The following is a 25,541-nucleotide window of genomic DNA, read 5'->3' on the forward strand; positions in this document are numbered from 1 at the left end:
GCCGGCTCCTACGCTTGTTTCGTGTAGGAGCCGGCCGGCGAAGGACGTTAGAACAGCACCTTGGCCACGTCGGCAAAACGCTTGGCAAAGTGCACGGTGAGGCCTTCCTTGAGGTAGTCCGGCAGTTCTTCGAAATGCCCGCGGTTGGGTTCCGGCAGGATCAGCTCAAAGATCTTCTGCCGCCGTGCCGCGATGACTTTCTCCCGCACCCCGCCAATGGGCAGCACGTGGCCGGTGAGGGTCAGTTCGCCGGTCATGGCCACGCCTTTTTTCGGCGGCTGGTTGCGCGCCAGGGACAGCAGGGCGCTGGCCATGGTCACCCCGGCACTCGGGCCGTCCTTGGGCGTGGCGCCTTCCGGTACGTGCAGGTGGACGAAGGCTTCGTCGAAGAACTTGCTGTCGCCGCCGAACTGCTTGAGGTGCGAGCTGACGTAGCTGTAGGCGATCTCCGCCGACTCCTTCATCACGTCACCCAATTGCCCGGTGAGCTTGAAGCCGCGGTTGTGGGTGTGGATCCGCGTGGCCTCGATCGGCAAGGTGGCGCCGCCCATGCTGGTCCAGGCCAGGCCGGTGATGACCCCGGTGCCGCTCAGGACCTGCTCGTTGCGGAACACCGGCATGCCCAGGGAGGCTTCCAGGTCCTTGGGGCCGATCTTGATCGTGGCGTCCGGATCATCCAGCAGCTTGACCACCGCCTTGCGCACCAGCTTGCCCAGCTGTTTCTCCAACTGGCGCACCCCGGCTTCTCGGGCATAGCCGTCGATCACCGTGCGCAGGGCACTGTCGCTGATGCTCAGGCTGGTCTTGGCCACGCCGGCCTTTTCCAACTGCTTGGGCCACAGGTGACGTTTGGCGATGGCCAGTTTTTCTTCGGTGATGTAGCCCGACAGGCGAATCACTTCCATCCGGTCCAGCAGCGGACCGGGAATCGAATCCAGGGTGTTGGCGGTGCACACGAACAGCACCTTGGACAGGTCCATGCGCAGGTCCAGGTAATGGTCGAGGAAGTCGACGTTCTGCTCCGGATCGAGGGTTTCCAGCAGTGCCGAGGCCGGGTCGCCCTGGTAGCTCTGGCCCATCTTGTCGATCTCGTCGAGCATGATCACCGGGTTCATCACCTCCACTTCCTTGAGGGCCTGCACCAGCTTGCCCGGCTGGGCGCCGATGTAGGTACGGCGGTGGCCCTTGATCTCGGCTTCGTCGCGCATGCCGCCGACACTGAAGCGGTAGAACGGCCGCCCCAGGGATTCGGCAATGGACTTGCCGACGCTGGTCTTGCCCACGCCCGGCGGTCCTACCAGCAGCACGATGGAGCCGCTGATCTCGCCCTTGTAGGCACCCACCGCGAGGAATTCGAGGATGCGGTTCTTGATGTCGTCGAGCCCTGCATGGTGCTGGTCCAGAACCTTGCGCGCGTGCTTGAGGTCGAGCTTGTCCTCGCCGTACACGCCCCAGGGCAGAGCCGTGGCCCATTCCAGGTAGTTGCGGGTCACGGCGTATTCCGGGGAGCCGGTTTCGAGGATCGACAGCTTGTTCATTTCCTCGGTGATGCGTTTCTGCGCTTGGGGCGGCAGTACCTTGCCAGCCAGGCGTTGCTCGAACTGTTCCAGGTCGGCGCTGCGGTCGTCCTTGGTCAGTCCCAGCTCCTGCTGGATCACCTTGAGCTGTTCCTTGAGGAAGAACTCGCGCTGGTGCTCGCCGATCTTGCGGTTGACCTCGGCGGAAATCTCTTTCTGCAGCCGTGCCACTTCGACTTCCTTGCGCAGCATCGGCAGGACTTTTTCCATGCGCTTGAGCATGGGCGCGCAGTCCAGCACCTCCTGCAACTCGTTGCCGGTGGCGGAGGTCAGGGCGGCGGCAAAGTCGGTCAGGGGCGACGGATCGTTGGGGCTGAAGCGGTTGAGGTAATTCTTCAGCTCTTCGCTGTACAGCGGATTGAGCGGCAGCAGTTCCTTGATCGCATTGATCAGCGCCATGCCGTAGGCCTTGACCTCGTCGGTGGGCTCGCTGGGCTGGTGCGGGTATTCGACTTCCACCAGATACGGTGGCCGATGGTGCTTGAGCCAGGTGCGGATACGCACCCGGGTCAGCCCCTGGGCGACAAATTGCAGCTTGCCGTTCTCGCGGCTGGCGTGATGGACCTTGACCAGGGTGCCGTACTCCGGCAGGGCGCTAGTGTCGAAGTGCCGCGGATCATCCTGGGGCGTGTCCATGAAAAACAGGGCCAGGGAGTGGTGATCGGATTTGCTCACCAGCTCCAGGGTTTCGGCCCAGGGTTCGTCATTCACGATCACCGGCAGCACTTGTGCCGGAAAGAACGGCCGATTGTGGATCGGGATGATGTAGACCTTGTCCGGCAGGCTCTGTCCGGGCAGGGCCAGGCCAGTGCCGTGGGCACTCGATTGTTCGGTATTTTCCGGATCGACGTAGTCGCGGGGATCTTCGGGAAATTCTTGCTGGTCGCTCATGGAGGCTCCTGCGCGATGGGCTATGCAGGTTAGATGGGGCAGGTCATGACGGGTTTCAATGGGCAACAGGTTTCAGCTTTTTTCCGGTCGGGGGAAAACCCGCCGCAGGCTTCGTCCAGCCGTACCGAGGGGGAACTGCAGATGCACTTGCACACTCTGACGGAGATCGATTGTCAATAAAATGACTGTCTAATCACCGTTTTTATTGCGTGATCTTCTGCAATTTGCGGATTAATCTGAACGACCGGAATGTCGGAACGATACTGGCATTTATTTGACGCACGCATTCAGCTTTTCAGAGGAATGGGTATGAAGAATGGACTTTTCAGCGCTCGGCGGTCGTCGCCCGCTGCACCAGGTTTCTGGACCGAGGGGCGATCAGATTCGCTGAGCACGACCCTATGAGGTGGCGCCGAACCTTTCAGGCAAGGATTGTCGGGGTGCTGGCGCTGTTACTGTTGGTGCTGATCGGTGCGGTGTATTTCGCAGTCAAGACCGCGACCACCCAAGCGGTGGAAAAGCAGGCGCAGCAGCAATTGAAAATCGGCACCCGAGTCTTCGAGCGCTTGTTGGACTTGCGGGGGCGCACTCTGCAATACGGGGTTGACTGGTTGGTGGTGGACTCGGAGTTCCGCCGGGCCGTGCTCAGTGGCAAACCGGTGGATATTCTCGCGGCCTTGGCCCAGCACCGTGGCGGCATTCGTTCCAGCGAGATGTTCGTGCTCAGTCCCGAAGGCCGGGTCATCGCCAGTACCTTGCCGGCGGTGGCCCGGGACCGACCCTTCCCCTATGACCAGGCCCTGCGCCGAGCCTGGCGCCACGACACCCACATGCTGTTCGTCGCGATCCAAGGCCGTCCCTACCTGCTGGTTCAAGGGCAGGTGCAGGCTTCGTCGCCCCTGGCCCGGGTGGTCATGGGGTTTCCCATGGACGAGCTGTTTGCCCGGGAGCTGCGCTCCATGAGCAACCTGGAAGTGTCGTTCCTGAGCGTTGACGCCCAGCGCCCCGGCGAGCTGTTCAGCACCCAGCCCGAATTTTTCTGGTCACCCATCATCAACGCCCTGAGCGATCCGCTGTGGCAGTCCCTGCCGCCGTTGAGCGAAGCCCATGGCCAGCGCTTTCTCAACCAGGCCCTGCAACTGGCCAATACCGGGGACTCCAGCGATCCGCGGGTCATGGTCTTGCTGCAAAGCCCCCTGGAGCAGGCACTGCAGGCCTTCGCGCCACTGGACCGGGAATTTCTGTGGATCGCCCTGGTGGCCCTGGTGATGTCCCTGGTCTGCGCACTGTTGATGGCCCGGCGGGTTTCGCGGCCGCTGGAGGACCTGGCCGAAGCCGCCCGGCGCATCGGCGCCGGCAACTATCTGGCCGCGGTCGCCATCAAGCGCAGCGATGAATTCGGGGTCCTGGCCGATGCCTTCAACGCCATGCAGAGCGCCATTGCCACCCGTGAGCGGCAACTGGCCCACAATGCCCTGCACGATCCCCTGACCGGTCTGCCCAATCGGACCCTGGCCATCGAACGCCTGGGCCAGGCCATCGCCGCCCGGCGCAAGGTGGTGCTGTTGTACCTGGGCATCGACAATTACCGGGCGATCCATGAGGGCTTCGGCAGTGAAGGGCTGGAGCAGATGATGGGCGAGCTCAGCCGGCGGCTGCGGGAAGTCCTGGCCCAGGGCGATACGGCCGCGCGGATCACCGCCAGCGAATTTCTCCTGCTGCTGGAAAACACCGAGCTCGATGGCGCCATTGCCGTGGCCGATCGCCTCCATGAACTGTTGAGCCGGCCGCAACGGATCCATGGCGACGAGGTGCGGCGCCAGATCTGCATGGGCATGGCGCTGTACCCCGCCGATGGCCAGTCCGCCGAGGAGTTGATCAGCCGCGCGGCCATCGCCCGCCACGACGCCTCGCTCAACCCCGGCTACCTGCAGGTCTACCAGCAGGACCGCGACCTGGCCCATCAGCGGCAGATCAGCCTGATCCGCGATTTGCGCCGTGCCGCGGCCGAAGGCGAGCTGTTTTTGCTGTATCAGCCCAAGCTCGATCGGCACCGGGATGATTGGCACCAGGCCGAAGCCCTGCTGCGTTGGCAGCATCCGGTGTTCGGCGTGGTATCGCCGGCAGAGTTCATTCCCCTGGCCGAGCGTACCGGCAGCATGCACAGCCTGACGTCCTGGGTCATCGAGGCCTGCATCGGCCAACTGGCCGAGTGGAATCGCCGGGCCTTGCCGGTGCGCCTGTCGTTGAACATCTCTGCCAGTGACCTGGAGGACGATGGCCTGGAAGTCCGGGTCAGCGAATGCCTGGAGCGCTACCAGGTGGCGGCCGAGCAACTGGTCTTTGAAATCACCGAGAGCGCCATCATGCGCGACCCGGAGCAGGCCCTGGCCGTGCTGCAGCGTTTGCGCGGCTGTGGCATCAGCCTGTCGGTGGACGATTTCGGCACCGGCTATTCATCCCTGGCCCAGTTGCAGCGTCTGCCGGTGCAGGAGTTGAAGATCGACCAGTCCTTTATCCGCAACCTGAACGAAACCAGCGGTGATGCGGTGATCGTGCGTTCCACCATAGAAATGAGCCACAAGCTGGGGCTCAAGGTGGTGGCCGAAGGGGTGGAGTTCGAGCACTGCCTGAGGCTGCTGGAAAGCTGGGGCTGCGACACGCTGCAGGGTTACCTGATCAGTCGGCCCCTGGCCACCGAGGCCTTCGAGCGCTGGATGTCGAGGGCGCGGGTGTCCAGCTGAGGGCGTTGGATGCCGGCTGCGGCCGGCATCCGGGGTGGGGGATCAGAGGCGGGCCGACTCGGCCTTGGTCAGCAGGCTGTGCAATTCCGGCTCGATGCCTTCCTCGCTGAGGTTGTCCATGATCTCCAGGATGCAGGGCGCGTAGCGCTGCTCGATGGCGGCTTCCGCCCAGTCCAGCTCATAGATCGCCATGACCCGCACATCCAGGTACGGCGAGTCCGCCAGCAGGCGTTTCAACAAGGCGATGGCCGGAGGGGTGCGCAACTCGCCGAGGGAAACGGCGCAGCGGTGCTGCCAGTACTCGGGACGGGACAGCAGGGTTTCGCCAAGGCGTTGCCATTGTGCCGGGGTGAAGGCGTGGAGCACGCCCTTGGCCACCTGCTCGGTGGTGTATTCGTTCCAGTTGGCAGCTTCCGAGTCGCCGAACCAGTGGTGTAACCGATCAAACAATTCATCACGTTTATCCGTATTCATGATGTCTTTCTCCTGCGTGGGACGGCTGCGCCAGCACGCTGTTCCTGGCCTGCCGCCCAATGCCATGGCGTTTATTCAGGCGTGCCAGGACCGATGCTGCCTTATTTGCACAGGGCTTCCTAGCATTAAAGGGGCTGGCGGGACCAATGGCCGCGGCCGACTCCGGGGCTGGGGGGCCGGGGGGAGGGCGGGACGCTGGTCGCGGCCTACCAGGTCCCGGCGTATTTCACCGCGGCCGCCGCCCGGGACGGCACCTTCAAGGCGTGCAGCAGGGAAGACACATGGATACGCACGGTAAATGGCGAGATCTGCAGTTCCCGGGCGATTTCCTTGTTGGTCTTGCCCTGGGCGATCAGCCGCAGGACTTCCTGTTGCCGGGTGGTCAACTGGCTCACTTCGGCGCCGGCATCCAGAGGCAGCAGCAGGCCGGAAGGCGCGTACTTGACCACCACTTCGCCTTCACGGATGGCCTGGATCGCCTGGCCGATCTCCTCCGGGCTGATGCTCTTGCCGATAAAGCCGTCGGCCCCGGCGGCCATCACTTCGCCGATCAGGTCCTGATTGTCGATCATCGACACCACGATGATCGAGGTCCGGGGTAGTTGGCGGCGCAGGTCGGCAATCAGGCTCACCGAGGTCAGGCCGGGAAAGCGCAGGTCGAGAATCAGCGAGTCCGGTTCTTCGCCGGTCTGGGTCAGGGCCAGCACCGCGGCCAGGTCGCCGGCCTCTTCCAGCAGGGCCTCGGGCAGCAGGCGCTGGAGGGTGCGCAGCATGCCTTCGCGGAACAGCGGGTGGTCGTCGGCGACGATAATCCGGCACGTCATGTCGTGAAACTCCTTGAAACATCCAGTCCTGCGCCCATGCTAACTTGACGCGCGGCGTTGCCACTGCCCGTTGGTCGTGTCCGATACGCGGTTTTGCAGAGCGGCAAAAGACCACGACAGCGCCGATTGCACAAGGAGGTGATCGCATGAACGTTGAGAAGGACAGCGAACTTGACCAGGCCACCCTGCGGATCATCGTCGCCGGTTGCGCCCTGGTCTGGTTTAGCCTGATCGGTTTTCTGCCGGGGCAGCAGGTCGAGCCCTATGTGCCGGTGATGATCTACATTGCCCTGTTCATGCTGGGTTCGATCATCCTGCGCATGGCCATTGCCCGCTGGCCCGGGCACTACCCGGCGCGGCGCATCCTGGGCATGGTCTACGACTACACCGGCACCTGTTACGGCCTGGTGGTAGGCGGCGAGGGGGCGCTGCCGATCTATGCGGTGATGGTCTGGGTCAACCTGGGCAATGGCATGCGCTTCGGCTCGCGCTACCTGGCGATCGCCACCGTGCTGGCGCAGGTCGCGCTGTTCATGGTCTACCTGCTGACCCCTTACTGGCAGGCCCAGCCCTACATGGTGCTGATGCTGATGATCACCAGCACGGTGATTCCGGTGTACGCCCATATCCTGCTCAAGCGCACCCGCCTGGCCTCCGAACAGGCGATTGCCGCCAACCTGGAAAAATCCCGCTTCCTGGCCCAGGCCAGCCATGACCTGCGCCAGCCGATCCACTCCATCGGGCTGTTCACTGCCTGCCTGCGCGAAGCCAACCTGGGGGCGGATGAGCGGCGGCTGGTGGACAACATCGACCGTTCGCTGCTCAACGTTTCGCAGCTGTTCCGTTCGATCCTCGATCTTTACACCCTGGACAACGGGCGGGTGCAGCCCAAGTACGAAACCGTGCACCTGGGCGAGCTGCTGCGTGATCTGGTGCGCCAGAACACCGAGGCCGCGCGCTGGGCCGGTGTCGAGCTGCGGTTGCGGCCTTGCGCCCATTGGGTGCGGGTCGACCCGGGGTTGCTGGCGACCATGGTGCAGAACGTGCTGTCCAACTGCTTCAAGTACGCCGCCGAGCGGCCCGTGCTGATTGGCGTGCGCCGGCGCGGCGCGGGCCTGGCCATTGTCATTTATGACCAGGGCCGGGGGATTGCCGAGGAGCATCTGCCGAAGATCTTCGATGAGTTCTACCGGGTCCGCCAATTGCGCGACAAGGACGTCGAAGGCGTCGGCCTGGGCCTGTCCATCGTCAAGCGCCTGGGGCAGTTGACCGACCTGCAGGTGACGCTCCGCTCGCGGGTCGATCGCGGCACCACGGTCAGCCTGCATGGCCTGTCACTGGCCGCGCCACAGCGTTTGCACGGCCGTGACGAGGCACTGCAGAGCGGCTTGCTGACCGGGTTGCGGGTCTGTCTGGTGGAAGATGACCGCAACGTCCTGCTGGCCACCTCGGCGCTGCTGGAACGCTGGGGCTGCGTGGTCCAGGCCGAGTCGAGCGGCGAAGACCTGCTGACCGACTGCGACATCATCGTCGCCGACTATGACCTGGGCACCCGGGCCTCGGGCATCGAATGCATCGACAGCATCCGCCGCCAGCGCGGCTGGGAGGTGCCGGCACTGATCATCACCGGGCACGACATCGAGAAAATCCACGCCGCCCTGCACGATCGCAACATCGCCATCCTCTCCAAGCCGGTGCGCCCGGTGGAACTGCGGGGCACTTTGCGGGCCCTGCGCGAAACACCGCTGGCGTCGGCCCGCAGCGCCTCGGCGCCAGCGGCGGTTACCAGGTCCGGCACGGGATAAGCAGGGGGTAGTTGGTCATGGTCAGCTTCTTGTTCTCGCCGCTGGCGAGTTCGACGAAGTCATCCAGCATCCCTGAGTACGAAGAGATCGAACTGCGCTCGGTGTAGTAGTGAGTGGTCACCGGCCCGTAGTTGGTGTTGCTCTGGCCTGTGCCCACGTACTCGTTCCAGCGGCTGGTGCCGTAGACCATGTCCTGGCCCTGGACGAAGTAGCGACCCGGTTGCAGGCCGGTGAACTGGAAGATGCCGTTGCCGTCGGTGCGGGTCACCCGGTGCACGGCCACGGCCTCGGGGGCCATGCTCACCGGCGCGCCTTCGGGCTTGGACGCACGCAACTTATGCCAGGCCTGTAGGTGCGGGGTGACCGGGTAGAGATAGATCTTGACGTCGCGGCTGTCCTCGATGCCGTCGTTGCCGACGATGCAGAACTTGCCGGTGAGCGTGGCGGTGCCCGGTTGCAGGGCGGCGCGGGCGGCCTGGGTGTCGAAGGGGACCTCGGGGTACTGCACGGTTGGGATCTTGACCGGAGGGTATTCGTCCAGGGTTCGCCCTTGGCGCGGCGCACAGGCCATCAGGGTACAGGCGAGCAGGGCCAGGCCTGTCACCATGAAGAGACGGGGTTTCATCAACTCAGGACCTTTTCAGGAAGGAGCGGTGCTCGCCCGACGCTGTCCCGCTGCTACACCGGGGCAGCCCGTCGCGGCGAACCTGGTTGTTCAGGGGCTAGCGCTTTATTGCTTGCTGCACTCGGCCGGCAACGCTACCGCTCCGCCCATGCTGGCGAAGGCGACCATGCCGCCACTGGGCAATACGCAGTTGTATTCGCCGGCGCTGGTGCTGGCGGTGAAGTAGGTCTGGGACGCGTCGCTGCGCACATTGGACACCGTGGAAACCGGCTTGCCGAGGGTGATCTGCGCGCGGTTCTTCAGATCGTCGTTGCTCGGCTTGGCGATGGCGCAACCGCCCAGGGCGAGGGCCAGGGCGCTGAGCAGGGTGAGGGGACGGAGGCTGGACTGGAGTTTCATGATGACTCTTCCTTGGTGTTGTTGTGTTTTCAACGGCGCAGCCGCTCCCGACACCACAGAACGGCGGTGTTGGGGGAGAGCGGGTGGTTGCTCGGCACTATAGCCCCGGGCTGGGGGAGGGTCGATTAGCACAAATGGGCTAATGTCGCTTTGCAATTACGGGGCGCAGGGGACGGCGATCGGGGCAGCTTGATGGGCCCGGCACGGTGCTGCCGGGCCCGGATCAGGCTCAGGTGAGCAGTTGTTCCTGCAGGCGCCGGCCGAGTACGTCCAGCAGGTCGCAGCCGTCGCGCAGGGGGATGATGCAGAGTTGGGCGAAGTCCTGGAGCAGGGCCGGGTTGCTCTGCAGGTTGTCGTGGCTGGCGATGTTTTCCAGCAACTGGGTGGCCGCACGGATGCGGTGGGCGGCGGCTTCGTGGAGGGCGTCCAGCGGGGCCTGGGTGTCCACCAGCAGGGCGGGGATGTTGTAGTCGTTGCTGGTGAGGGGCATGTAGCGTCTCTCGGGTTGGTCAGCGGCGTTGTTGTTCATTGCTGTGGGGCTCTCTCGCAGGAATCGGAATGGCCACTAGGTGGCGTTTTGTACGCCTAACGAGATAAGGACTTCCACACCCCTGTCACTGAATTTGCAATGACCCCCAGACCTTAAGGGCACCGCCTTGGAGGGACAAGGTGATGCAATCGGACGCGAGTTGTAGGAATTTTCGGTGATCGCCCTTTGAGGGGCTGCTGGTCGAGTAGGATCAAACACCAGGCACCTTGTAGGAGCCGGCTTGCCGGCGAAGAGGCCCGCAAGCCATGCAGCGCCCCGGCCGACGCCTTCGCTGGCAAGCCAGCTCCTACGGGGGGGGCGAACGGCACAAAAAAAGGCGGCTACCCGAAGGTAGCCGCCTTTTTCATCCCTGCCGGTAACGCTTATTCCGACAGTTTGTAGGCAATGATGTAGTCGCCCATCTTGGTGCCCAGGGAGCCGTGGCCGCCCACGACCACCAGGACGTACTGCTTGCCGTCCTTGCCGGTGTAGCTCATCGGCGTGGCCTGGCCGCCCGCTGGCAGGCGGGACTTCCACAGTTCCTTGCCGTTTTTCACGTCATAGGCGCGGATGTACTGGTCCAGGGTGCCGCTGAGGAAGCCCACGCCACCGCCGGTGACCATGGAGCCGCCCATGCTTGGCACGCCGATCGGCAGGCCGATCGGGATCGGCGAGCTGTCGCGGCTGGTGCCGTTCTTGTGCTTCCACACCACTTTGTTGGTGGTCAGGTCGATGCCGGCCACGTAGCCCCAGGCCGGGGCCTGGCACGGTACGCCCAGCGGCGACATGAACGGATGCATGATCACCGCGTAAGGCGCGCCGGTGTTGGGTTGCACACCCGAGGTTTCGCTTTCGCGCTTGCTGTCGGCGGCGACTTCGGCGCGCGGCACCAGCTTGGAAACGAAGGCCATGTAGTTCGGGCTGGTGAACAGCAACTGACGGACCGGGTCCAGGGACACGCTGCCCCAGTTGAACACGCCGACGTTACCCGGGTAGATCAGGCTGCCCTGCACCGATGGCGGGGTGTACTGGCCGTCGTAGCGCAGTTGCTTGAACTGGATGCGGCACAGCATCTGGTCGAACGGCGTGGCGCCCCACATGGCCTTTTCATCCAGAGGCGGGTTCAGCAGGTTCAGGTCCGAGCGGGCCTGGGTCGGGGCGGTGTGGTCGCCTTCGACCGCGCCGGTCGGGGCCGGTACTTCACGGATCGGTACGATCGGGGTGCCGTCGCGACGGTCCAGTACGTACAGGCTGCCTTGCTTGGTCGGCTGGATCAGCGCCGGCTTGACGCCGTCCGCGGTCTTCATGTCGAGCAGGGTCGGCTGGCTGCCCACGTCCATGTCCCACAGGTCGTGGTGGGTGAACTGGTAGTTCCAGCGCAGCTTGCCGGTGTCGATGTCCAGGGCCACGGTGCCGGCGCTGAATTTCTCGGCGCCCGCGCTGCGGTTGCCGCCCCACTGGTCAGGCATCTGGTTGCCCAGTGGCAGGTAGACCATGCCCAGTTTCTCGTCGACGCTGGCCAGCGACCACATGTTCGGCGAGTTGCGGGTGTAGGTCTTGCCTTCCGGCAGCGGCGTGGTTTCGTCGGGGTTGCCCGAATCCCAGTTCCACACCAGGTGACCGTCGTGGGCGTCGAAGGCGCGGATCACGCCGGACGGCTCGTTGGTCGATTCGTTGTCGGTGACGTGGCCGCCGATGATCACCAGGTTGCGGGTGATGGCCGCCGGCGAGGTGGAGTAGTAGCCACCCGGGGTGAACGGGCCGATACCGGCCTTGAGGTCCACGGCGCCCTTGTTGCCGAAGTCTTCACAGACCTTGCCGGTGTCGGCGTTGATGGCGATCAGGCGCGCATCGGCGGTGGGCAGGAACAGGCGGCGCGGGCAGCTGGCGGCGATGGCCTGGCCCGCGGGGGACAGGGTGGCCGGCTGGCTGATGGCGTCGGTGTTCTTGAAGTTGGCTTCGTCGTAGTACGACACGCCACGGCAGGTCATGTGCGCCCAGCCACGGAAGTCGTCGCCGTTGGGGCCTTGGATCTGCGGGTCGAAGCGCCAGATTTCCTTGCCGGTGTCCGGGTCCAGGGCCAGTACCTTGCTGTGGGCGGTGCAGGCATAGAGCATGCCGTTGACCTTCAGCGGGGTGTTCTGGTTGGTGATTTCCACCGGGTCCTTGGCGGTCGGCATGTCGCCGGTGCGGATGCGCCAGGCTTCCTGCAGCTTGCCGATGTTGCCCGGGGTGATCTGCTTCAGCGGCGAGTAGCGGTCGCCGAACTCGGTACGGCCATAGGCCTGCCATTCACCTTCGGGCATGGCCGGGGCGGTGCTGGCCATGTCGGTGCTGTCGCGACCCAGGTCGCCGGAAATTTCCCCGGGGTTAGTGAACTGGCTGCCGATGGCGGCAGCGCCGGCCAGGACCACGGACACGCTCAGGGCCGCGGTGCCCAGTGGCGCGGGGCCATTGCGCAGCAGCGGACGGCGGAACCAGGGCAGCAGCAGGACCACGCCGAGGGCGAACCACAGCGATAGGCGTGGCACCAGTTGCCACCAGTCCAGGCCGATTTCCCACAGCGACCAGACGGTACTGGCAAACAGCACCACGGCGTACAGGCCCAGCGCCGCGCGTTTGCCGGCCAGCAACAGCAGGCCGGTCAGGGTCAGGCCGATACCGGCCAGGACGTAGTACAGCGAGCCGCCGAGCAGGCTCAGCTTGATCCCCCCGGCCAGTAAGGCCAGGCCCATTAGCAGCAGCAAGATCCCGAGCAGGCCTGGCAGCAGGCGGCTCGGACTTGAAGCACCCTCAGTGCTCATAGTGTGGTTCTCCGTGACGTTAAGAGTGGACCCGCGCTTGTTCACTGTAGATGACGATCAGGCGCGGGCTTGGTTCAGCTGAAAACTGTGAATGGCGTCGTTTTTTGCCTCGCGGCCTTAGAACGAACTCTGGATCTTGATCCCGCCGATCAGCGCGTCGTCCACCTGGCTCACGCCACCAGGATGACGGATGTACTGCAGGTTGGGGCGCACGGTCAGCCAGTTGGCCAGGTGCACGCCGTAGTACAGCTCGGCGCTGTATTCGGTGTCCTGGGGCGGCAGGTAGCCGGGGTTGTCGTAGTCGTAGATCGCGCGGGCCTGGTTGCTGGCCTGGGCGTTCTTGCGGTATGCCGGGTTGACGTGGACCCGGGCCAGGGCGAAGCCGATGTCGTCCTTGGCCCGGGCATCGAACAGGCCCTTGTAGACCAGGCCGGCCTGGACGTAGTTGTCGATGGCGTTGGTCTTTTTGTCATGGGCGGTGACGTTGGCGAACAGGCTCAGGCCGCGGGAGTGGTCGCTGGCGACGCTGGTGACTTGCTGTTGCGCGCCCAGCCACAGGCCGTGCTTGCTTGAGCTGCTGCGATAGGCCTCGCCGGTGAGGGCGGCGGGCTGGCCGTTGCCGTCCTTGTACACGTCAGCGGCCTTGGCGCTGCTGTAGTAGTAGCCGGCGCGGTATTCACCCGCCAGGCCGTTGAGCTTGGGCGTCCACACCAGTTCCACCGGCAACAGGGTGCCCTGGGTGCCACTGCCGCTGAGCTTGAAGCCGTTGTCGCGGTCCAGGTTCGAGGGGTTCTGTTCATAGGCGCCGATCTGCGCGTAGACCTCGGGCGTCAGGTGGTATTTGACCCGCAGCGCCCACTGGCTGACCGGCCAGTTGTACCAGACGCTGCCGGCCCAGTTGCCCACCTGGGAGCCGCAGAACGCCAGGTTCTGGAAGTCGCAGGGGAAGCTGTTGAAATCTTCGCCCTGGCCGAAGCGGCCGGCCTTGATGTCGAGCTTCTGGTCAAAGAATTTCTGCTGGTACCACATCTGGGTCAGGCGCCAGGTCTGGCCGCGGCCCCAGACTTCCTGGGCCGAGGTGAAGCCGCCGACCCGCGGGTCGTTGATCCGGTCGTTGCTGATGTTGTCGCCGTCGCGCTTGGTCACGGTCAGTTGGAACTCGGCGTCATTCCAGCCAAGGATCTTCTGCAGGTCCAGGTGGCTGCCGAAGGCGAACTGGTCGCTGTAGCGCGCGGTGCGGTCGTGGTCGTAGCCACCGTGCAGGTTCGAACCCATCTCGCCGACGTAGTCGACCTTGAAGTCGTAGCCCTTGTTCGCCAGTTCCGTGCGGGTGCCGTTCCAGTCGCCGAGCATCCAGGGCGAGTCGCTGTCGAAGGCCGGGGCGGCCTGGGTGCAGGCGGCAAACCCCAGGGCGCCGAGCAGGCTCAGGGTCTTGGGCAGGGCAACGGGTGTCAGGACAGCGCTGTCTTTTAAGCGCTGAAAAACGGGCATAGGCATTCGAGTCAGGTCTTTTTCTAGGAATAGGCAGAAGCAAGGGCAGGCTGCGTGGCCTTGATCGCGACGGATCGAGGCGGCATGCCGCTGATTTCAAAAGGAAAGATGAAGCGTTTCAGCTTCAGGGTGCGAAGGATAAAGCGCCGTCTCCTGGAGAGAAAGCGCTTTTATTGACATGAACCGTTTCGGATTCGGTAACAGTGGCCGGGCCCGGCAGGTTCAGCGCGGCGCGGTGGCCCCGGCGAGGGCGTGTTTCTGCCGGGTGTAGCTCAACACGAAGTGCGCCACCAGGCCGAAGATCAGCCCCCAGAACGCCGCAGCCAGGCCGAGGTAACTCATGCCCGAGGCGGTGACCAGGAAGGTGATCAGGGCGGCTTCGCGTTGTTTATCATCGGCCATGGCGCCGCTGAGCCCGGCGCTGATGGCGCCGAACAGGGCCAGGCCGGCCAGGGCCGCAATCAGCTCCTTGGGCAGGGCGGCGAACACCGAGGCCAGGGTCGCGCCGAAAATCCCCATGAGGATGTAGAACAGGCCGCAGGCGATCCCGGCGATGTAGCGTTTGTTCGGGTCTTCGTGGGCTTCGCGACCGGTGCAGATGGCGGCGGTGATGGCGGCGAGGTTGATGCCGTGGGAGCCGAAGGGCGCCAGCAGCGCCGAAGTGATGGCGGTCCAGGACACGATCGAGCGCGCCGGGGTGGTGTAGCCGGCGCTGCGCATCACCGCCATGCCCGGTACGTATTGCCCGGTCAGGGTCACCAGGGCCAGGGGCAGGCCGATGTTGACGATGGCGTGCCAGTTCCACTCGGGGGCGATGAAGATCGGTTCGGCCAGGGCCAGGGTGATGGAGCCGCCATTGAACTCGCCAAGGCCCGCGGCCACGGCGCAGCCCACCAGCAGCACCGCGAGAATCGCGTAGCGTGGCGAGAAGCGCTTGCCCAGCAGGTAGGCGGCGATCATCGCCAGTACCAGGGCCGGTTGCAGGGTGACCGAAGTGAACAGCCCGGCGCCGAAGCGGAACAGGATGCCCGCCAGCATGGCCGCGGCAATGGCCTTGGGCAGGCGGCTCATGAGCTTGTCGAAGGCTCCGGACAGGCCGAGTACGGCGATGATCAGCGAGGCCACGACATAGGCGCCGATGGCCTGGGGCAGCGACACCGTGGGCAGCATCGATACCAGCAGCGCCGCGCCGGGCGTGGACCAGGCGGTGATCACCGGCACTTTCAGGCGCCAGCTCAGCAGCAGGCCGGTGAGGCCGCTGCCGATGGAGATGGCCCAGATCCAGGACGACACCTGGTCACTGGGCATATGGGCTTCGCGGGCGGCCTGGAACACGATGATCAAGGGGCCGGCGTAGGAAATGATCACGGCGATCAGGCCGGCGATCACGGCGGAAAGGGACAGGTCCTTGCTGAGACTGTGCATGGCATCTCGACTGGGCGTGGGGTGGAAGGAATTGAGTCGATTGAGTTGGCGCTGGCTGAGTGTATTTCAATGAATTGAATCGATCCAATCGTTTCTCGATGTGGGTGCACAAAAGCGCTGGTGTTAAGTGTTTAAGTTATTGATTTGTATAGGTTTATAGGTTCGGTAAAAACTTATTGAGCGAATTCTGGTGTGCGGGCTGGTACATGGATCGAATCAATTTGTCGAATGAGTCGATGTTAAGGCCGATGCACGCCTGTGATATGCTCCGGTCCACCTCAACGCAGCCGATGGTCATCAGCCTCCATGTGGGTTCCCCAGTTAAGCGAGTTCAATCAGCCGGTCTACCTGTCCATTGCCGATGCCCTGGCGCGGGATATCGGCAGCGGGTTGTTGAACGACGGTGATCGCCTGCCGACCTTGCGCGAGCTGGCGGTAACCCTGAATGTCACCCCCGGCACCATCAGCCGCGCCTACAGCGAAGCCCAGCGGCGCGGGCTGGTGCAGGGGGAGGTTGGGCGTGGCACCTACGTGCTGGCGCGGCCGCCGCTGGCATCGCCGGAAGGTTCCAGTGCGCCGTCGCTGTCCCTGGGCCAGTCCGACGTCCTGGACTTGTCGATCATCAAGCCCTACAGCGAAACCCTGGAGTACTGGTTGCGCGGTGCCTTGGTGGGCATGGCCCACAGCAGCGACTTCGGCCGCGCCCTGGACTACGCCCCCGACGGTGGCCATCCGGCCCATCGCGAAGCCGGTGCCCAGTGGTTGCGCCATTCCCTGTCCGACGTCCATTGGCAACAGGTGGTGCTGACGGCCGGGGCCCAGCACGGCCTGACGGTGGCCATCAGCGCATTGAGCAACGCCGGTGATCTGCTGCTCTGCGAGTCGTTGACTTACCCGGGCATCATCTCCGTGGCCCATGGCCTGGAGCGGCGCCTGCGGGGCGTGGCGATGGACGAGCAGGGGATGATTCCCGAGGCGTTGCGCGAACAGTGCCTGCGGGAAAAACCGGCGTTGCTGGTGTGCGTCGCCAGTTGCCAGAACCCCACCACGGCGATCATGTCGCCCCAGCGCCGGGCGCAGATTGCGGCGATTGCCGAAGAGTTCGATTTCCTGATCATCGACGACGATATCTACGGCTTTCTTGCCACCGATCCGTCGATCAAGCCGCTTTCCAGCTATGCGCCGCAGCGTTCGGTGTACCTCACCAGCCTGTCCAAGGCGATCATGCCGGCGTTGCGGGTGGGCTATCTGTACAGCCCGCCGAAGCTGCTGTCGCGGCTGAGCTCGATGGTTCGCAGCAGTGTGTGGATGCCGTCGCCCCTGACCGCGCAATTGGCCAGCAACGTGATTGTCGAGGGGTTGGATCGCAAGCTGGTGCAGACCCAGCGCAGCGAAGCGGCAGTGCGCCAGGCGATTGCCCGGGAAGTGTTTGCCGGCCTGGAGATCCGGACTCAGCCCCACAGCTATCACCTGTGGCTGACCTTGCCGGAGCCCTGGACGGGCGATGAGTTCGCCACCCTGGCCCGGGCCAATGGAGTTCTGGTGATGAGCGGCAGCCAGTTCCAGGTGGAGCGCGGCGTCAGCTCCCGTTGTGTGCGCGTGGTCCTGATGTCGCCCACCACCCGGGATGAGTTGCGTTTTGCCCTGACTCAGCTGGCCAGCCTGATCGAGGCCGACCCGCGTCGTTATCGCTAGGGCTTTCGCCGGCAAGCCGGGCCCTTAGAAGGTAGTCCGCAAGCCCACTTCCACACTACGCCCGGCGGCCGGGGCGATATCCCGCAGGATCGAGCTGGCGTAGCGCACGGTCTGGTTGGTCAGGTTTTCGCCCTTGACGAAGGCCAGCCACTGGCTATGGCCAATGTCGAAGCGATAGCCGGCACTGGCGCCAAAGGTGGTGTAGCCATCGGTGCCGCTTTCGTGGTCCGGCACCCGGCCCTGGCTGGCGGCATGCTGCACATCCAGGCGCGCCTGCCAGCGATCCAGTTCCCACAGCAGGCCGCTGTTCAGACGCAGCGGGGCAATGCGCGGCAGGTCCTGGCCGTTGTCGAGGTTCTTGGCCCGGGTGTAGTCGCCGGACAGTTCCAGGGCGAACTTGCCGTAGGCGCTTTCCCCCAGGGTCCAGCGATCCTGGGCTTCGATCCCGGTAAAACGTGCTCGTACCCCGGAGTAGGCGTATTCCGCAATGCCCGTCGCGTCCTCTTCGCCTTCATCGTTGAGGGTTCGCCCCGTGCCCAAGAGGCCGATGTAGTTGGAGAAGTGGCTGTAGAACACCCCGACGCTGCCTTTGTGGATGCCGTTGTCAAAGCGCAGGGCCAGGTCGCTGGACACGGCTTTTTCCTTGGACAGTTTGGCGTTGCCCACTTCATAGGTGCCGGTGGCGACGTGGGCGCCGTTGGCATACAGCTCATAGAAGGTCGGGGCGCGTTCGGTGTAGCCCAGGGTCGCGGCCAGGGACCAGACCGGCGTCAGGGTGTAGACCGCGCCGGAGGACAGGCTGCCGGCGGTGAAGCGGCTGGACTTGTCGGCCTGGGTGAAGCGTGGGTTGCCTTTGCCGTCCGGGTCCACGGTGGTGTGTTCCAGGCGCCCGCCGAGGCTCAGGCGCAGGCGCTCGGTGGCTTGCAGTTCTTCGAGGACGAACAGTGCGCCGCTGTTGGTATCGGTTTGCGGGACGAAGGCTTCTTCGCCCAGGGCGGAGAACTCGTTGCGATTGACCTGGGCGCCGATTACCCCTTCCAGCGGGCCGAGGGGCTGGTGCCGGGCTTCGACCCGGGCTTCGTAGCCCTTGTTCTTGAAGGTGGTGCCGGTTTCGCCGCCCTCGATCTCGCGGTGTTGGTAGTCGGTGTAGCCCGCGTTGAACTTCAGCGAGCTGAACGGGCCCTGCAGGTTGCGCAGTTCCGAGGCGAAGGCGTAGTGGTCCTGCTTCATGCGGATGCGCACGTCGTCTTCGGCGGGGGAGCCGTAGTTGGAGTCGTAGTTGCTGTAGGACAGGCCGGCATAACCGTCGTCCCAGGTGTAGGAACCGCCGATGGCGCCGCCGTCCTGGCGTCCGTCGCTGTTGCCCAGGCGGCCTTTCTTGCCGTCGCCGTCTTCACTGGCCGGAGCGTGGCGGCTGCGGGCGTAGCCGGGAATCTTCAGATCGTTGAACTGCCGGGAGTTGGTGTCCAGGTGCAGGGCGAAAGTGCCGTCGCCCGCTTCCAGTTTGCCGGCGCTGCTGCGGGTGGTGTCGGCGCCGCCGTAGCGCAGCTCGCCAGCGCCGTGAATCCCTTCGATGGCTTCGGTGGGAATCCGATTGTCGAAGCTGTTGATCACCCCGCCAATGGCGTTGCCGCCGTACAGCAGGGCCGCCGGGCCGCGGACGATTTCAATGCGCTCGACGTTCACCGGGTCCAGGGGCACCGCGTGGTCGTAGGACAGCGACGAAGCATCCAGGGCGCCGACGCCGTTCTGCAGAATACGGATGCGGTCGCCGTCCAGGCCGCGAATCACCGGGCGGCTGGCGCCGGGGCCGAAGTAGGACGAAGACACACCCGGCTGCTTGTTCAGGGTTTCACCGAGGCTGCCTTTCTGTTGCAGGGTCAGTTGATCGCCTTCCAGCACGGTGGTCGGGGCGGCCAACTCGGTGTTGCCCAGGGGGTTGGCGGTGATGACTTGCGGGGGCAATTCCACGGCATGGGCCTGGGAGGCGAGCAGCAGTGCGGCGGACAGGGGCGACAGGCGCCACAGTACAGAGCGAGAAGGACGGGAGGCTGAACGGGACATCGGTCATTCCTTGGCAAGCAGGGCGCTAGGCGCTTTGAGTCAGAGAGCAGACGGGACACGGGGGGCCCGGAACGCGGGTGAGTTGTTATTGATTGATACAATATAACATCTCTTTTATCGCGAAAAGCCAGGAACTTTTTGCTTCTCATGCCCGAGCGCCGCACAGGCAAGCGGCGGCTACAGTTATTCAAGTGCTCTGGCGCGGGGGCATGCCCTCGGCTAAGGTGCGCGGCTTTCCCATTTTCTTCCCGCAAAGGCCTGGCATGACCGACACCCACACCGACCCGCTGCATGGCGTGACCCTGGAACAGATCCTCAAGGCGCTGGTGGAGCACTACGAGTGGTCGGGGCTGGCCGAGCGCATCGATATTCGCTGCTTCAAGAGCGATCCGAGCATCAAGTCGAGCCTGACCTTCCTGCGCAAGACGCCCTGGGCGCGGGAGAAGGTCGAGAAGCTTTACGTCAAGTTGCAACGCACCAAGCGCCCGCTTTAAGGAACCCCATGGCTGGCTTCTCGCTGCGGGGGCTGTTCACTCGGCGCGGCCTGATTGCCGTGGCGGCAATCCTTGGCTGGTTCGGGTTGACCGTCCAGCTGTACCTGATCCTGCTGCTGCGCTGGGAGGTGGGCGCCAGTCTGTTGGGCGGCCTGGTGAATTTCTTCAGCTTCTTCACCGTGCTCAGCAACACCCTGGTGGCCAGTGTGCTGACCTGCGCCCTGAACCTGCGGATATCCCGGGGGCAGGCATTCATGCTCAGGCCCGCGGTCAGTGGCGCTGTGGCGGCGAGCATTGTGCTGGTGGGCCTGGCCTACAGCCTGCTGCTGCGGCACCTGTGGCATCCCCAGGGCTGGCAATGGCTGGCCGATGAGCTGCTGCACGATGTGATGCCGCTGCTGTTTTTGCTCTATTGGTGGTGTTGCGTGCCCAAGGGCGAGTTGCGGTTCAAGCACATCGGTCTGTGGATGCTCTATCCGGTGCTGTATTTCGCCTACCTGCTCTTGCGCGGAAATCTGCTGGGGCTGTACCCCTATCCCTTCATTGCCGTGGACAAGCTGGGGTATCCCCAGGTGTTGCTCAATGCCCTGGGGATATTGGCCGGATTTGTTCTTGTGTCCCTGTTGCTGCTGGGCCTGGACCACTGGCTGGGCAGGCGCCAATCCCGGCCTCTGTAGGAGCCGGCTTGCCGGCGAAAGGGCACTTGAGATCGCTTTCGCCGGCAAGCCAGCTCCTACAAGGGAAATGCAGTTCCGGGCATTCCGTAGGAACCGGATCGCCGGCGGAAGGGCCTTTGAGGTCGCTTTCGCTGGCAAGCCAGCGCCTCCGGTCAGGCGGGGTTATTCCGCTTCGCTGCTGTCCAGGCGCCAATAACCGGCGGCCTTGACGAACTCGTCGTTGAGCCGGTGTTCATCCAGCAAGATTCGACGAACCTGGCGCGACACTTTGCTCTCGGTGGCCACCCAGGCGTACAGCTTGCCTTCGGGCACCTGCAACTGGCGCACCGTGCTTAGCAGATCCTGCTCGCCACCGTCCCGTTCGACCCAGATCACCTGCACCTCGGCGGCGCTGTCCAGGGGCTGGCGTTCGGCGGCGTTCTGCACCTCGATCACCGCCAGTACCTGGCGACCGGCCGGCAGTTCCTCCAGGCGCCGGGCAATGGCCGGCAAGGCCGTTTCATCACCGATCAACAGGTAACTGTCGAAGATGTCCGGCACGATCATCGAGCCCCGGGGGCCGCCGATGTGCAGGTGCTGCCCCGGCGTGGCCTGTTCGGCCCAGGTCGACGCCGGGCCGTCGCCGTGGAGCACGAAGTCGATATCCAGTTCGCCCAACTCCAGGTCATAGCGGCGTGGGGTGTAGTCACGCATGGCCGGCATCGGGCCGCTGTCCTTGCCCGGGCCCAGCACCAGGGTTTCCAGGGCGGCTTGCTGTTCGGCGTTCTGCGGGAACAGCAGCTTCACATGGTCGTCGCTGCCCAGGCTGACGAAGCCGGCCAACTCGGGCCCGCCTAGGGTGATGCGGCGCATGCGCGGGGTCAGGTCGACGACGCGCAGGACCTCCAGGCGCCGGCGCTTGATTTCGTGCATGACCCGGTGAATGGACAGTTCTGGGCTGGCAGTCATTGGCTTTTCTCCTGGGCAGGGTGGCTGAGGGGGCCATCGACAATGGCCTTGGCGGTGTTGTTCAGCAGGTCGCGGACCCGGAGGATTTCTTCCGGGCTCCAGCGGCCGTGGTGCATCTGCAGGGCGTGGCGCAGGTTGTGCACCGCCTCGTGGATTTCTGCGGGGCGATCATGCCCGCGCAGGGAACGCTTGCTGACCTCGATGCGCATGCGCACGCCGTCCAGGGCAATGGCTTGCTCCTGTAAGAACAGACGTCCGGCGTCGGTCACGCTGTAGCGCTTTTTGCCGCCTTCGGCATCGCCCTGGATCAGCTCGCTTTCCTCCAGGAAGGTCAGGGTCGGGTAGATCACCCCGGGGCTGGGGCTGTAGGCGCCGTCGAACATGCTTTCGATCTGGCGGATCAGGTCGTAGCCGTGGCACGGCTGCTCGGCGATCAGCGCCAACAGCAGCAGTTTCAGGTCGCCAGGTGCGAAGACCCGGGGCCCGCGGCCACCGCGCTCGCGGCCGGGGCGACGCTCGAACATCTCATGGCTGTCCCCGTGTTCGCGATGGGGAGGGTGGTGACGCTCGCTCATTTTCTCTTTCTCCGTTTCGATTTAGACATAACTTAAGATATATCTTAATCGGCGCGCAAGTATTTCTACTGGCGACCCAGTGGCCGTTGGTCGGGGAGCAAGGAGTGAACGGCGGGCCGGGATTCAGCGTTGGGCGAGGCTGCCCTGGCACTGGGTACTGCTGCCCGGCTGCAGGTAGGGCATGAGGATCGGCGCCATGCCCTTGAGCACCTGCACCGGCAAGGCCGAGGTGAACTTGAAGGCTTGTGCCGAGGCGCCCGGCACGTAGGCGGTGAGGGTGCCGAAGTGGTGTTCGCCGATATAGAACACGAAGGTCGCGGTGCGGTTGATGGACTTGGAGCTCAGCACCCGGCCGCCGGCGCCGATGGCTTCGATACGGTTGTCGCCGGTGCCGGTCTTGCCACCCATGGCCAGCGGGGTGCCGTCCGCCAGCTTGAAGCTGCCGGACACCCGCTTCGCGGTGCCGGCATCCACCACTTGGGACAGGGCGCCGCGCAGGGCCGTAGCGACTTCCGACGGCATGACCCGCTTGCCCTTGCCAGGGTCATTGCTCAGGCGGGTTTCGTAGGGCGTGCCGGCGGCAAAGTGCAGGCTGTCGATGCGCAGGGTCGGTAGGCGCACACCGTCGTTGAGAATGGTGCCCACCAGTTCCGCCAGGGCCGCCGGGCGGTCGCCGGAGCTGCCGATGGCGGTGGCCAGGGACGGCACCAGGTGGTCGAACGGGTAACCGACGCTCTGCCAGCGCTGGTGAATATTCAGAAACGCCTCGACCTCCAGCATGGTGCGGATGCGGCTGTCCCGGGCGCTGCGATGCCGGCTCTTGAACAGCCAGCTGTAGACCTCCTGGCGCTCGAATTCGCTGGCCTTGACGATCTGGCTGAAGGTCGCGTCGGGGTTGTTCATCAGGTAGCCCAGCAGCCACAGATCCAGGGGATGGACCTTGGCGATGTAACCCTGGTCCGGCAGGTCGTAGACCCCCGGGCCATAGCTGGCGTAGAGCTTGTCCAGGCGTTCGTCGGTGAGCTTTTCGCCGGTCTTGGCGTTTTTCATGTGGGCCCGGACAAAGCGCTTGAAGCTTTCTTGGCTGGCATCGGGCAGCAGGTAGCGGTGCACCGCGGCCAGGCGGATCGCCGTGGGATGCATGCCGTCGAGAAAGGTGTCCAGGCGCGCTTGAGTGTCCTTGTTGCGGTACTTCTTCCAGAACCGCAGGAGAAACGACGTGCCTTCGCGGTCGGCGAAGCGCGCCAGGTACTCCTGGCGCCGAGGGTTGGCGTCGTCGCTGAGCAGTTCGGCGCTGGCGCTGTCGCCGCCGTAGGTGCTGTAGCGCACCAGATCGCGCATCAGGCGGATGAACGGCAGGTTGATGGATTCGCGCAGGGCATCGCGCAGGGTCGGGCTGCGGCCGTTGTCCTCGTTGCGGAAGTTGTGGAAGTGATGCACCCCGCCGCCGGTGAAGAAGGCTTCGCCGGGACTGGCGGAATAAGTGCGGTCCAGGGCTGCGTCGAGCATCTTCGGCAGGCTGCGGTCGCTGTTCTGCAGCAGGTAGTCGATGGCCCAGCGGCTCAGCCGGTCCTGGTCATTGACCGCAACCTTCTTCAGCTCGGCCGGGGTTTGTCCGGCATGCCTGTCGTGCAGCTCGGCGATGATCTGCAGGTAGGTGGTCAGCACCCGCAGCTTGGCGGTGGAGCCCAGTTCCAGCTTGCTGCCTTCGTTGATATCGAACGGCTGGTCGGTGCTGTCGGTCTGCACTCGCACTCGCGAGCCGTCCGGGGTCAGTTCGAACAGGGTGAAGCTGTAGCGCACCTGGGTGGTGCTGGTGGGGGTCAGCAGGCGTTCGCCGAGCACGCCGATCTGCGCGGCGAAGGCCGGGTCGGCCAACTGCTTGAGGTACTCGGTGGCCTGGCGTTGCAGGTCGCTCTGCAGGGTGCTGGTGGCGGACAGGTCGAGGCGGTCCAGGTCGTACAGGGGCCGGTTGAGCAGCGCCGCCAGCCGGCTGCGGGCCACGCTGATGCCCTTGTTGGTTTCGATCGGCTGGATCGTCGGCTGTTGCTGCCAGTCGCGGTAGCTGACCTTGCTGGCCAGGGCGGCGGCGCTCAGGGCCGGGTCGATGATGTCGTTCTGGGCCAGCAGGCGGATATGGCTGTCGGTCAGTTCCGCCAGCTCTGCGCGGCCCTTGGCCAGGTAATGGGAAGGGCGACGTTGCGCGATCATCAGCGACAGCACCTGGCGCAGGGCCAACCCGCGCTGGGCCAGGCTTTGCGCATCGTTGGCGGTGCTGCTCAAGGCCCGGTTGACCTGATCGAAATCGGCGCCGTACCAGACCCGCAGTCCTTCGGCCATGCCATGCACCTCACCGTGGCCGGGGACGGCCGACAGCGGCACGCTGTTGAGGTAGTCACGGACGATCCGGCGCCGGGCTTCCAGGGTTTGCGGGCCGTCCTGATAGGCGCGCACGCTGGCGGAAATCATCTGCCGGATCTTCTCGCCCCCGGACAGCGTCAGGCCATCGGGGGAGTGGCGGTATTTTTCCAACTGAGTGGCCAGGGTGCTGCCGCCGGCCGTCTGTCCCGGCAGGTGCACGAGCTTGGCCACCTGGGACCAGGCGGCCTTGGCGAAGCGTGGCCAATCCACCGCCGGATTGGCCTGGGCCAGCTTGGGATCCAGCAGGTCGCGGTTCTCGATGAACAGCAGGCTGTGCACCATCAACGGGGGGATGCTGGCGAAACTGGCATACAGCTGTTGCGGATAATTGAACCGGTACAAGGGCGCGGCGCGGCAATCGGTGATGGACAACCCAGCCTGGATCTTTTCGGTATAGGGCACGAAAAAGCCATTTTTGCTGTAGTCCATCAACGCTGCGGAAAACCGCGTCTGTGCGTCGATCTGGTAGCCGCGCTTGAGCAGGCGCGGCAGGAATTCCCCCAGGGCGCTGTAGCCCAGGCGACGGTCGAAGGGACCGGCGCCTGGGTAGAGCACCGCATCGCTGGGACCGGGTTGCAGGGAGTAGCTCAAGTCGCTGGCCAGCCGGCTGAATTCCTGGGCCTGGAGCTTGGAGGTGCGCATCTCCCGGGACGCGGCCATCCCCAGGGCGATCAGGGCAATCAGCAGCAACAGCCAGAACAGGCGCCAGGCATAACGGCGCGCTCGGGGCTTTTTGGGTAAAGGCGCTTCGTCCTCGCTGTGGCCTGGCACTGCGGTTTTACGCGAATCGGTTTGCCACAGAGCGCCCATAGTCGATTGATCCATTCACGCAGATTGATCGGACTTGCCTGAAGCTTAGTCGGTGGCGGCCATGGGTGAGGAAATTGTGAAAACGACTCGGTCCCGCTTCTGTGGGGAGGGCCTTTGCGTAGGTAAATACGCCCTAGGTAGGGGCATGACGATGCACCAGGGCTGTGCAATACTCCGGGCCCTTTCGGAATGAGGTATTGAGGCAAAAAGCAGGTAATGCTTCTTTGTAAAAGCGCTTTTTGCCGAGATTTCTCTCTGAATTTAGCTAC

The 25,541-nt window shown here is 64.4% G+C and carries 18 protein-coding genes; 5 read left to right on the top strand and 13 right to left on the bottom strand.

The features are described 5' to 3' along the window. Window positions 1-47: 47 nt before the first annotated feature. Window positions 48-2,468 (bottom strand): endopeptidase La, encoded by a 2,421-nt coding sequence (gene lon, locus BLV47_RS05650; RefSeq protein WP_092310856.1) that lies wholly within the window; start codon window positions 2,466-2,468, stop codon window positions 48-50. A 401-nt stretch (window positions 2,469-2,869) separates the two neighbouring features. Between lon and BLV47_RS05655 the strand changes: the two genes are divergently transcribed. Further along, window positions 2,870-5,212 carry a putative bifunctional diguanylate cyclase/phosphodiesterase gene (locus BLV47_RS05655; protein ID WP_092310859.1) on the top strand — a complete coding sequence of 781 codons (2,343 nt, stop codon included), beginning with the start codon at window positions 2,870-2,872 and terminating at the stop codon, window positions 5,210-5,212. Between the two features lie 42 nt (window positions 5,213-5,254). On the opposite strand, the gene BLV47_RS05660 is transcribed toward BLV47_RS05655, so the two are convergent. Together BLV47_RS05660 and BLV47_RS05665 are read right to left on the bottom strand one after the other, a co-directional pair. Further along, window positions 5,255-5,686: a hypothetical protein gene (locus tag BLV47_RS05660; RefSeq protein ID WP_092310862.1), complete on the bottom strand. Its 432-nt coding sequence runs from the start codon at window positions 5,684-5,686 to the stop codon at window positions 5,255-5,257. Window positions 5,687-5,892: 206 nt separating this feature from the next. Next, the gene (locus BLV47_RS05665) at window positions 5,893-6,510 is read right to left on the bottom strand and encodes a LuxR C-terminal-related transcriptional regulator (RefSeq protein ID WP_092310865.1); all 618 of its coding nucleotides are present in this window, start codon (window positions 6,508-6,510) and stop codon (window positions 5,893-5,895) included. A 146-nt stretch (window positions 6,511-6,656) separates the two neighbouring features. On the opposite strand from BLV47_RS05665, the gene BLV47_RS05670 reads away from it, so the two are divergent. Further along, a complete protein-coding gene (locus BLV47_RS05670; protein ID WP_092310868.1) occupies window positions 6,657-8,315 on the top strand; it encodes an ATP-binding response regulator in 1,659 nt (552 codons plus the stop codon). On the opposite strand, the gene BLV47_RS05675 is transcribed toward BLV47_RS05670, so the two are convergent. From BLV47_RS05675 to BLV47_RS05700, 6 genes are all read right to left on the bottom strand, one after another. Next, complete coding sequence (locus BLV47_RS05675; RefSeq protein ID WP_092310871.1) at window positions 8,293-8,940, bottom strand: carboxypeptidase-like regulatory domain-containing protein; 648 nt, start codon at window positions 8,938-8,940, stop codon at window positions 8,293-8,295. The genes BLV47_RS05670 and BLV47_RS05675 overlap by 23 nt on opposite strands. A gap of 105 nt (window positions 8,941-9,045) precedes the next feature. Further along, window positions 9,046-9,339 carry a hypothetical protein gene (locus BLV47_RS05680; RefSeq protein ID WP_092310874.1) on the bottom strand — a complete coding sequence of 98 codons (294 nt, stop codon included), beginning with the start codon at window positions 9,337-9,339 and terminating at the stop codon, window positions 9,046-9,048. 229 nt (window positions 9,340-9,568) lie between these two features. Continuing rightward, window positions 9,569-9,868 carry a hypothetical protein gene (locus BLV47_RS05685; protein WP_092310880.1) on the bottom strand — a complete coding sequence of 100 codons (300 nt, stop codon included), beginning with the start codon at window positions 9,866-9,868 and terminating at the stop codon, window positions 9,569-9,571. Between the two features lie 383 nt (window positions 9,869-10,251). After that, entirely contained in the window at window positions 10,252-12,672 is a 2,421-nt protein-coding gene (locus BLV47_RS05690) for a glucose/quinate/shikimate family membrane-bound PQQ-dependent dehydrogenase (RefSeq protein WP_092310883.1), read from the bottom strand. 117 nt (window positions 12,673-12,789) lie between these two features. Further along, on the bottom strand, window positions 12,790-14,163 hold the full coding sequence (locus tag BLV47_RS05695) for a carbohydrate porin (protein WP_092310886.1): 1,374 nt from the start codon (window positions 14,161-14,163) through the stop codon (window positions 12,790-12,792). A 222-nt stretch (window positions 14,164-14,385) separates the two neighbouring features. Beyond that, the gene (locus BLV47_RS05700) at window positions 14,386-15,588 is read right to left on the bottom strand and encodes a benzoate/H(+) symporter BenE family transporter (RefSeq protein ID WP_092310889.1); all 1,203 of its coding nucleotides are present in this window, start codon (window positions 15,586-15,588) and stop codon (window positions 14,386-14,388) included. Window positions 15,589-15,894: 306 nt separating this feature from the next. On the opposite strand from BLV47_RS05700, the gene BLV47_RS05705 reads away from it, so the two are divergent. Next, window positions 15,895-17,283: an aminotransferase-like domain-containing protein gene (locus BLV47_RS05705; RefSeq protein ID WP_092310892.1), complete on the top strand. Its 1,389-nt coding sequence runs from the start codon at window positions 15,895-15,897 to the stop codon at window positions 17,281-17,283. A gap of 24 nt (window positions 17,284-17,307) precedes the next feature. Here BLV47_RS05705 and BLV47_RS05710 read toward each other — a convergent pair whose 3' ends face one another. Continuing rightward, a complete protein-coding gene (locus BLV47_RS05710; protein WP_092310895.1) occupies window positions 17,308-19,347 on the bottom strand; it encodes a TonB-dependent receptor in 2,040 nt (679 codons plus the stop codon). Window positions 19,348-19,610: 263 nt separating this feature from the next. Here BLV47_RS05710 and BLV47_RS05715 point away from each other — a divergent pair, with 263 nt between their 5' ends. Both BLV47_RS05715 and BLV47_RS05720 read left to right on the top strand, forming a co-directional pair. Beyond that, window positions 19,611-19,841 carry a VF530 family protein gene (locus BLV47_RS05715; RefSeq protein ID WP_019093117.1) on the top strand — a complete coding sequence of 77 codons (231 nt, stop codon included), beginning with the start codon at window positions 19,611-19,613 and terminating at the stop codon, window positions 19,839-19,841. A gap of 8 nt (window positions 19,842-19,849) precedes the next feature. Continuing rightward, window positions 19,850-20,518, top strand: a complete 669-nt coding sequence (locus BLV47_RS05720; protein WP_092310898.1) for a Pr6Pr family membrane protein — start codon at window positions 19,850-19,852, stop codon at window positions 20,516-20,518. A gap of 162 nt (window positions 20,519-20,680) precedes the next feature. Here the strand turns inward: BLV47_RS05720 and BLV47_RS05725 are convergent, their stop codons facing one another. The 3 genes from BLV47_RS05725 to BLV47_RS05735 all read right to left on the bottom strand — a co-directional run bounded on the left by BLV47_RS05725 (window position 20,681) and on the right by BLV47_RS05735 (window position 25,272). Continuing rightward, complete coding sequence (locus BLV47_RS05725) at window positions 20,681-21,466, bottom strand: siderophore-interacting protein (RefSeq protein WP_092310901.1); 786 nt, start codon at window positions 21,464-21,466, stop codon at window positions 20,681-20,683. Next, window positions 21,463-22,041 carry a PadR family transcriptional regulator gene (locus BLV47_RS05730; protein ID WP_092310904.1) on the bottom strand — a complete coding sequence of 193 codons (579 nt, stop codon included), beginning with the start codon at window positions 22,039-22,041 and terminating at the stop codon, window positions 21,463-21,465. The genes BLV47_RS05725 and BLV47_RS05730 overlap by 4 nt, the downstream gene beginning before the upstream one ends. A gap of 123 nt (window positions 22,042-22,164) precedes the next feature. Continuing rightward, on the bottom strand, window positions 22,165-25,272 hold the full coding sequence (locus tag BLV47_RS05735; RefSeq protein ID WP_092310907.1) for a transglycosylase domain-containing protein: 3,108 nt from the start codon (window positions 25,270-25,272) through the stop codon (window positions 22,165-22,167). Window positions 25,273-25,541: the final 269 nt, after the last annotated feature.

It is taken from the genome of Pseudomonas saponiphila (assembly GCF_900105185.1).
Taxonomy (GTDB): domain Bacteria; phylum Pseudomonadota; class Gammaproteobacteria; order Pseudomonadales; family Pseudomonadaceae; genus Aquipseudomonas; species Aquipseudomonas saponiphila.

Excerpts from the sequence above, each read along its gene's own strand:
- lon (WP_092310856.1), bottom strand. The coding sequence starts at position 2,468 with ATGAGCGACCAGCAAGAATTTCCCGAAGATCCCCGCGACTACGTCGAT.
- BLV47_RS05655 (WP_092310859.1), top strand. The coding sequence starts at position 2,870 with ATGAGGTGGCGCCGAACCTTTCAGGCAAGGATTGTCGGGGTGCTGGCG.
- BLV47_RS05660 (WP_092310862.1), bottom strand. The coding sequence starts at position 5,686 with ATGAATACGGATAAACGTGATGAATTGTTTGATCGGTTACACCACTGG.
- BLV47_RS05665 (WP_092310865.1), bottom strand. The coding sequence starts at position 6,510 with ATGACGTGCCGGATTATCGTCGCCGACGACCACCCGCTGTTCCGCGAA.
- BLV47_RS05670 (WP_092310868.1), top strand. The coding sequence starts at position 6,657 with ATGAACGTTGAGAAGGACAGCGAACTTGACCAGGCCACCCTGCGGATC.
- BLV47_RS05675 (WP_092310871.1), bottom strand. The coding sequence starts at position 8,940 with ATGAAACCCCGTCTCTTCATGGTGACAGGCCTGGCCCTGCTCGCCTGT.
- BLV47_RS05680 (WP_092310874.1), bottom strand. The coding sequence starts at position 9,339 with ATGAAACTCCAGTCCAGCCTCCGTCCCCTCACCCTGCTCAGCGCCCTG.
- BLV47_RS05685 (WP_092310880.1), bottom strand. The coding sequence starts at position 9,868 with ATGAACAACAACGCCGCTGACCAACCCGAGAGACGCTACATGCCCCTC.
- BLV47_RS05690 (WP_092310883.1), bottom strand. The coding sequence starts at position 12,672 with ATGAGCACTGAGGGTGCTTCAAGTCCGAGCCGCCTGCTGCCAGGCCTG.
- BLV47_RS05695 (WP_092310886.1), bottom strand. The coding sequence starts at position 14,163 with ATGCCCGTTTTTCAGCGCTTAAAAGACAGCGCTGTCCTGACACCCGTT.
- BLV47_RS05700 (WP_092310889.1), bottom strand. The coding sequence starts at position 15,588 with ATGCACAGTCTCAGCAAGGACCTGTCCCTTTCCGCCGTGATCGCCGGC.
- BLV47_RS05705 (WP_092310892.1), top strand. The coding sequence starts at position 15,895 with ATGTGGGTTCCCCAGTTAAGCGAGTTCAATCAGCCGGTCTACCTGTCC.
- BLV47_RS05710 (WP_092310895.1), bottom strand. The coding sequence starts at position 19,347 with ATGTCCCGTTCAGCCTCCCGTCCTTCTCGCTCTGTACTGTGGCGCCTG.
- BLV47_RS05715 (WP_019093117.1), top strand. The coding sequence starts at position 19,611 with ATGACCGACACCCACACCGACCCGCTGCATGGCGTGACCCTGGAACAG.
- BLV47_RS05720 (WP_092310898.1), top strand. The coding sequence starts at position 19,850 with ATGGCTGGCTTCTCGCTGCGGGGGCTGTTCACTCGGCGCGGCCTGATT.
- BLV47_RS05725 (WP_092310901.1), bottom strand. The coding sequence starts at position 21,466 with ATGACTGCCAGCCCAGAACTGTCCATTCACCGGGTCATGCACGAAATC.
- BLV47_RS05730 (WP_092310904.1), bottom strand. The coding sequence starts at position 22,041 with ATGAGCGAGCGTCACCACCCTCCCCATCGCGAACACGGGGACAGCCAT.
- BLV47_RS05735 (WP_092310907.1), bottom strand. The coding sequence starts at position 25,272 with ATGGGCGCTCTGTGGCAAACCGATTCGCGTAAAACCGCAGTGCCAGGC.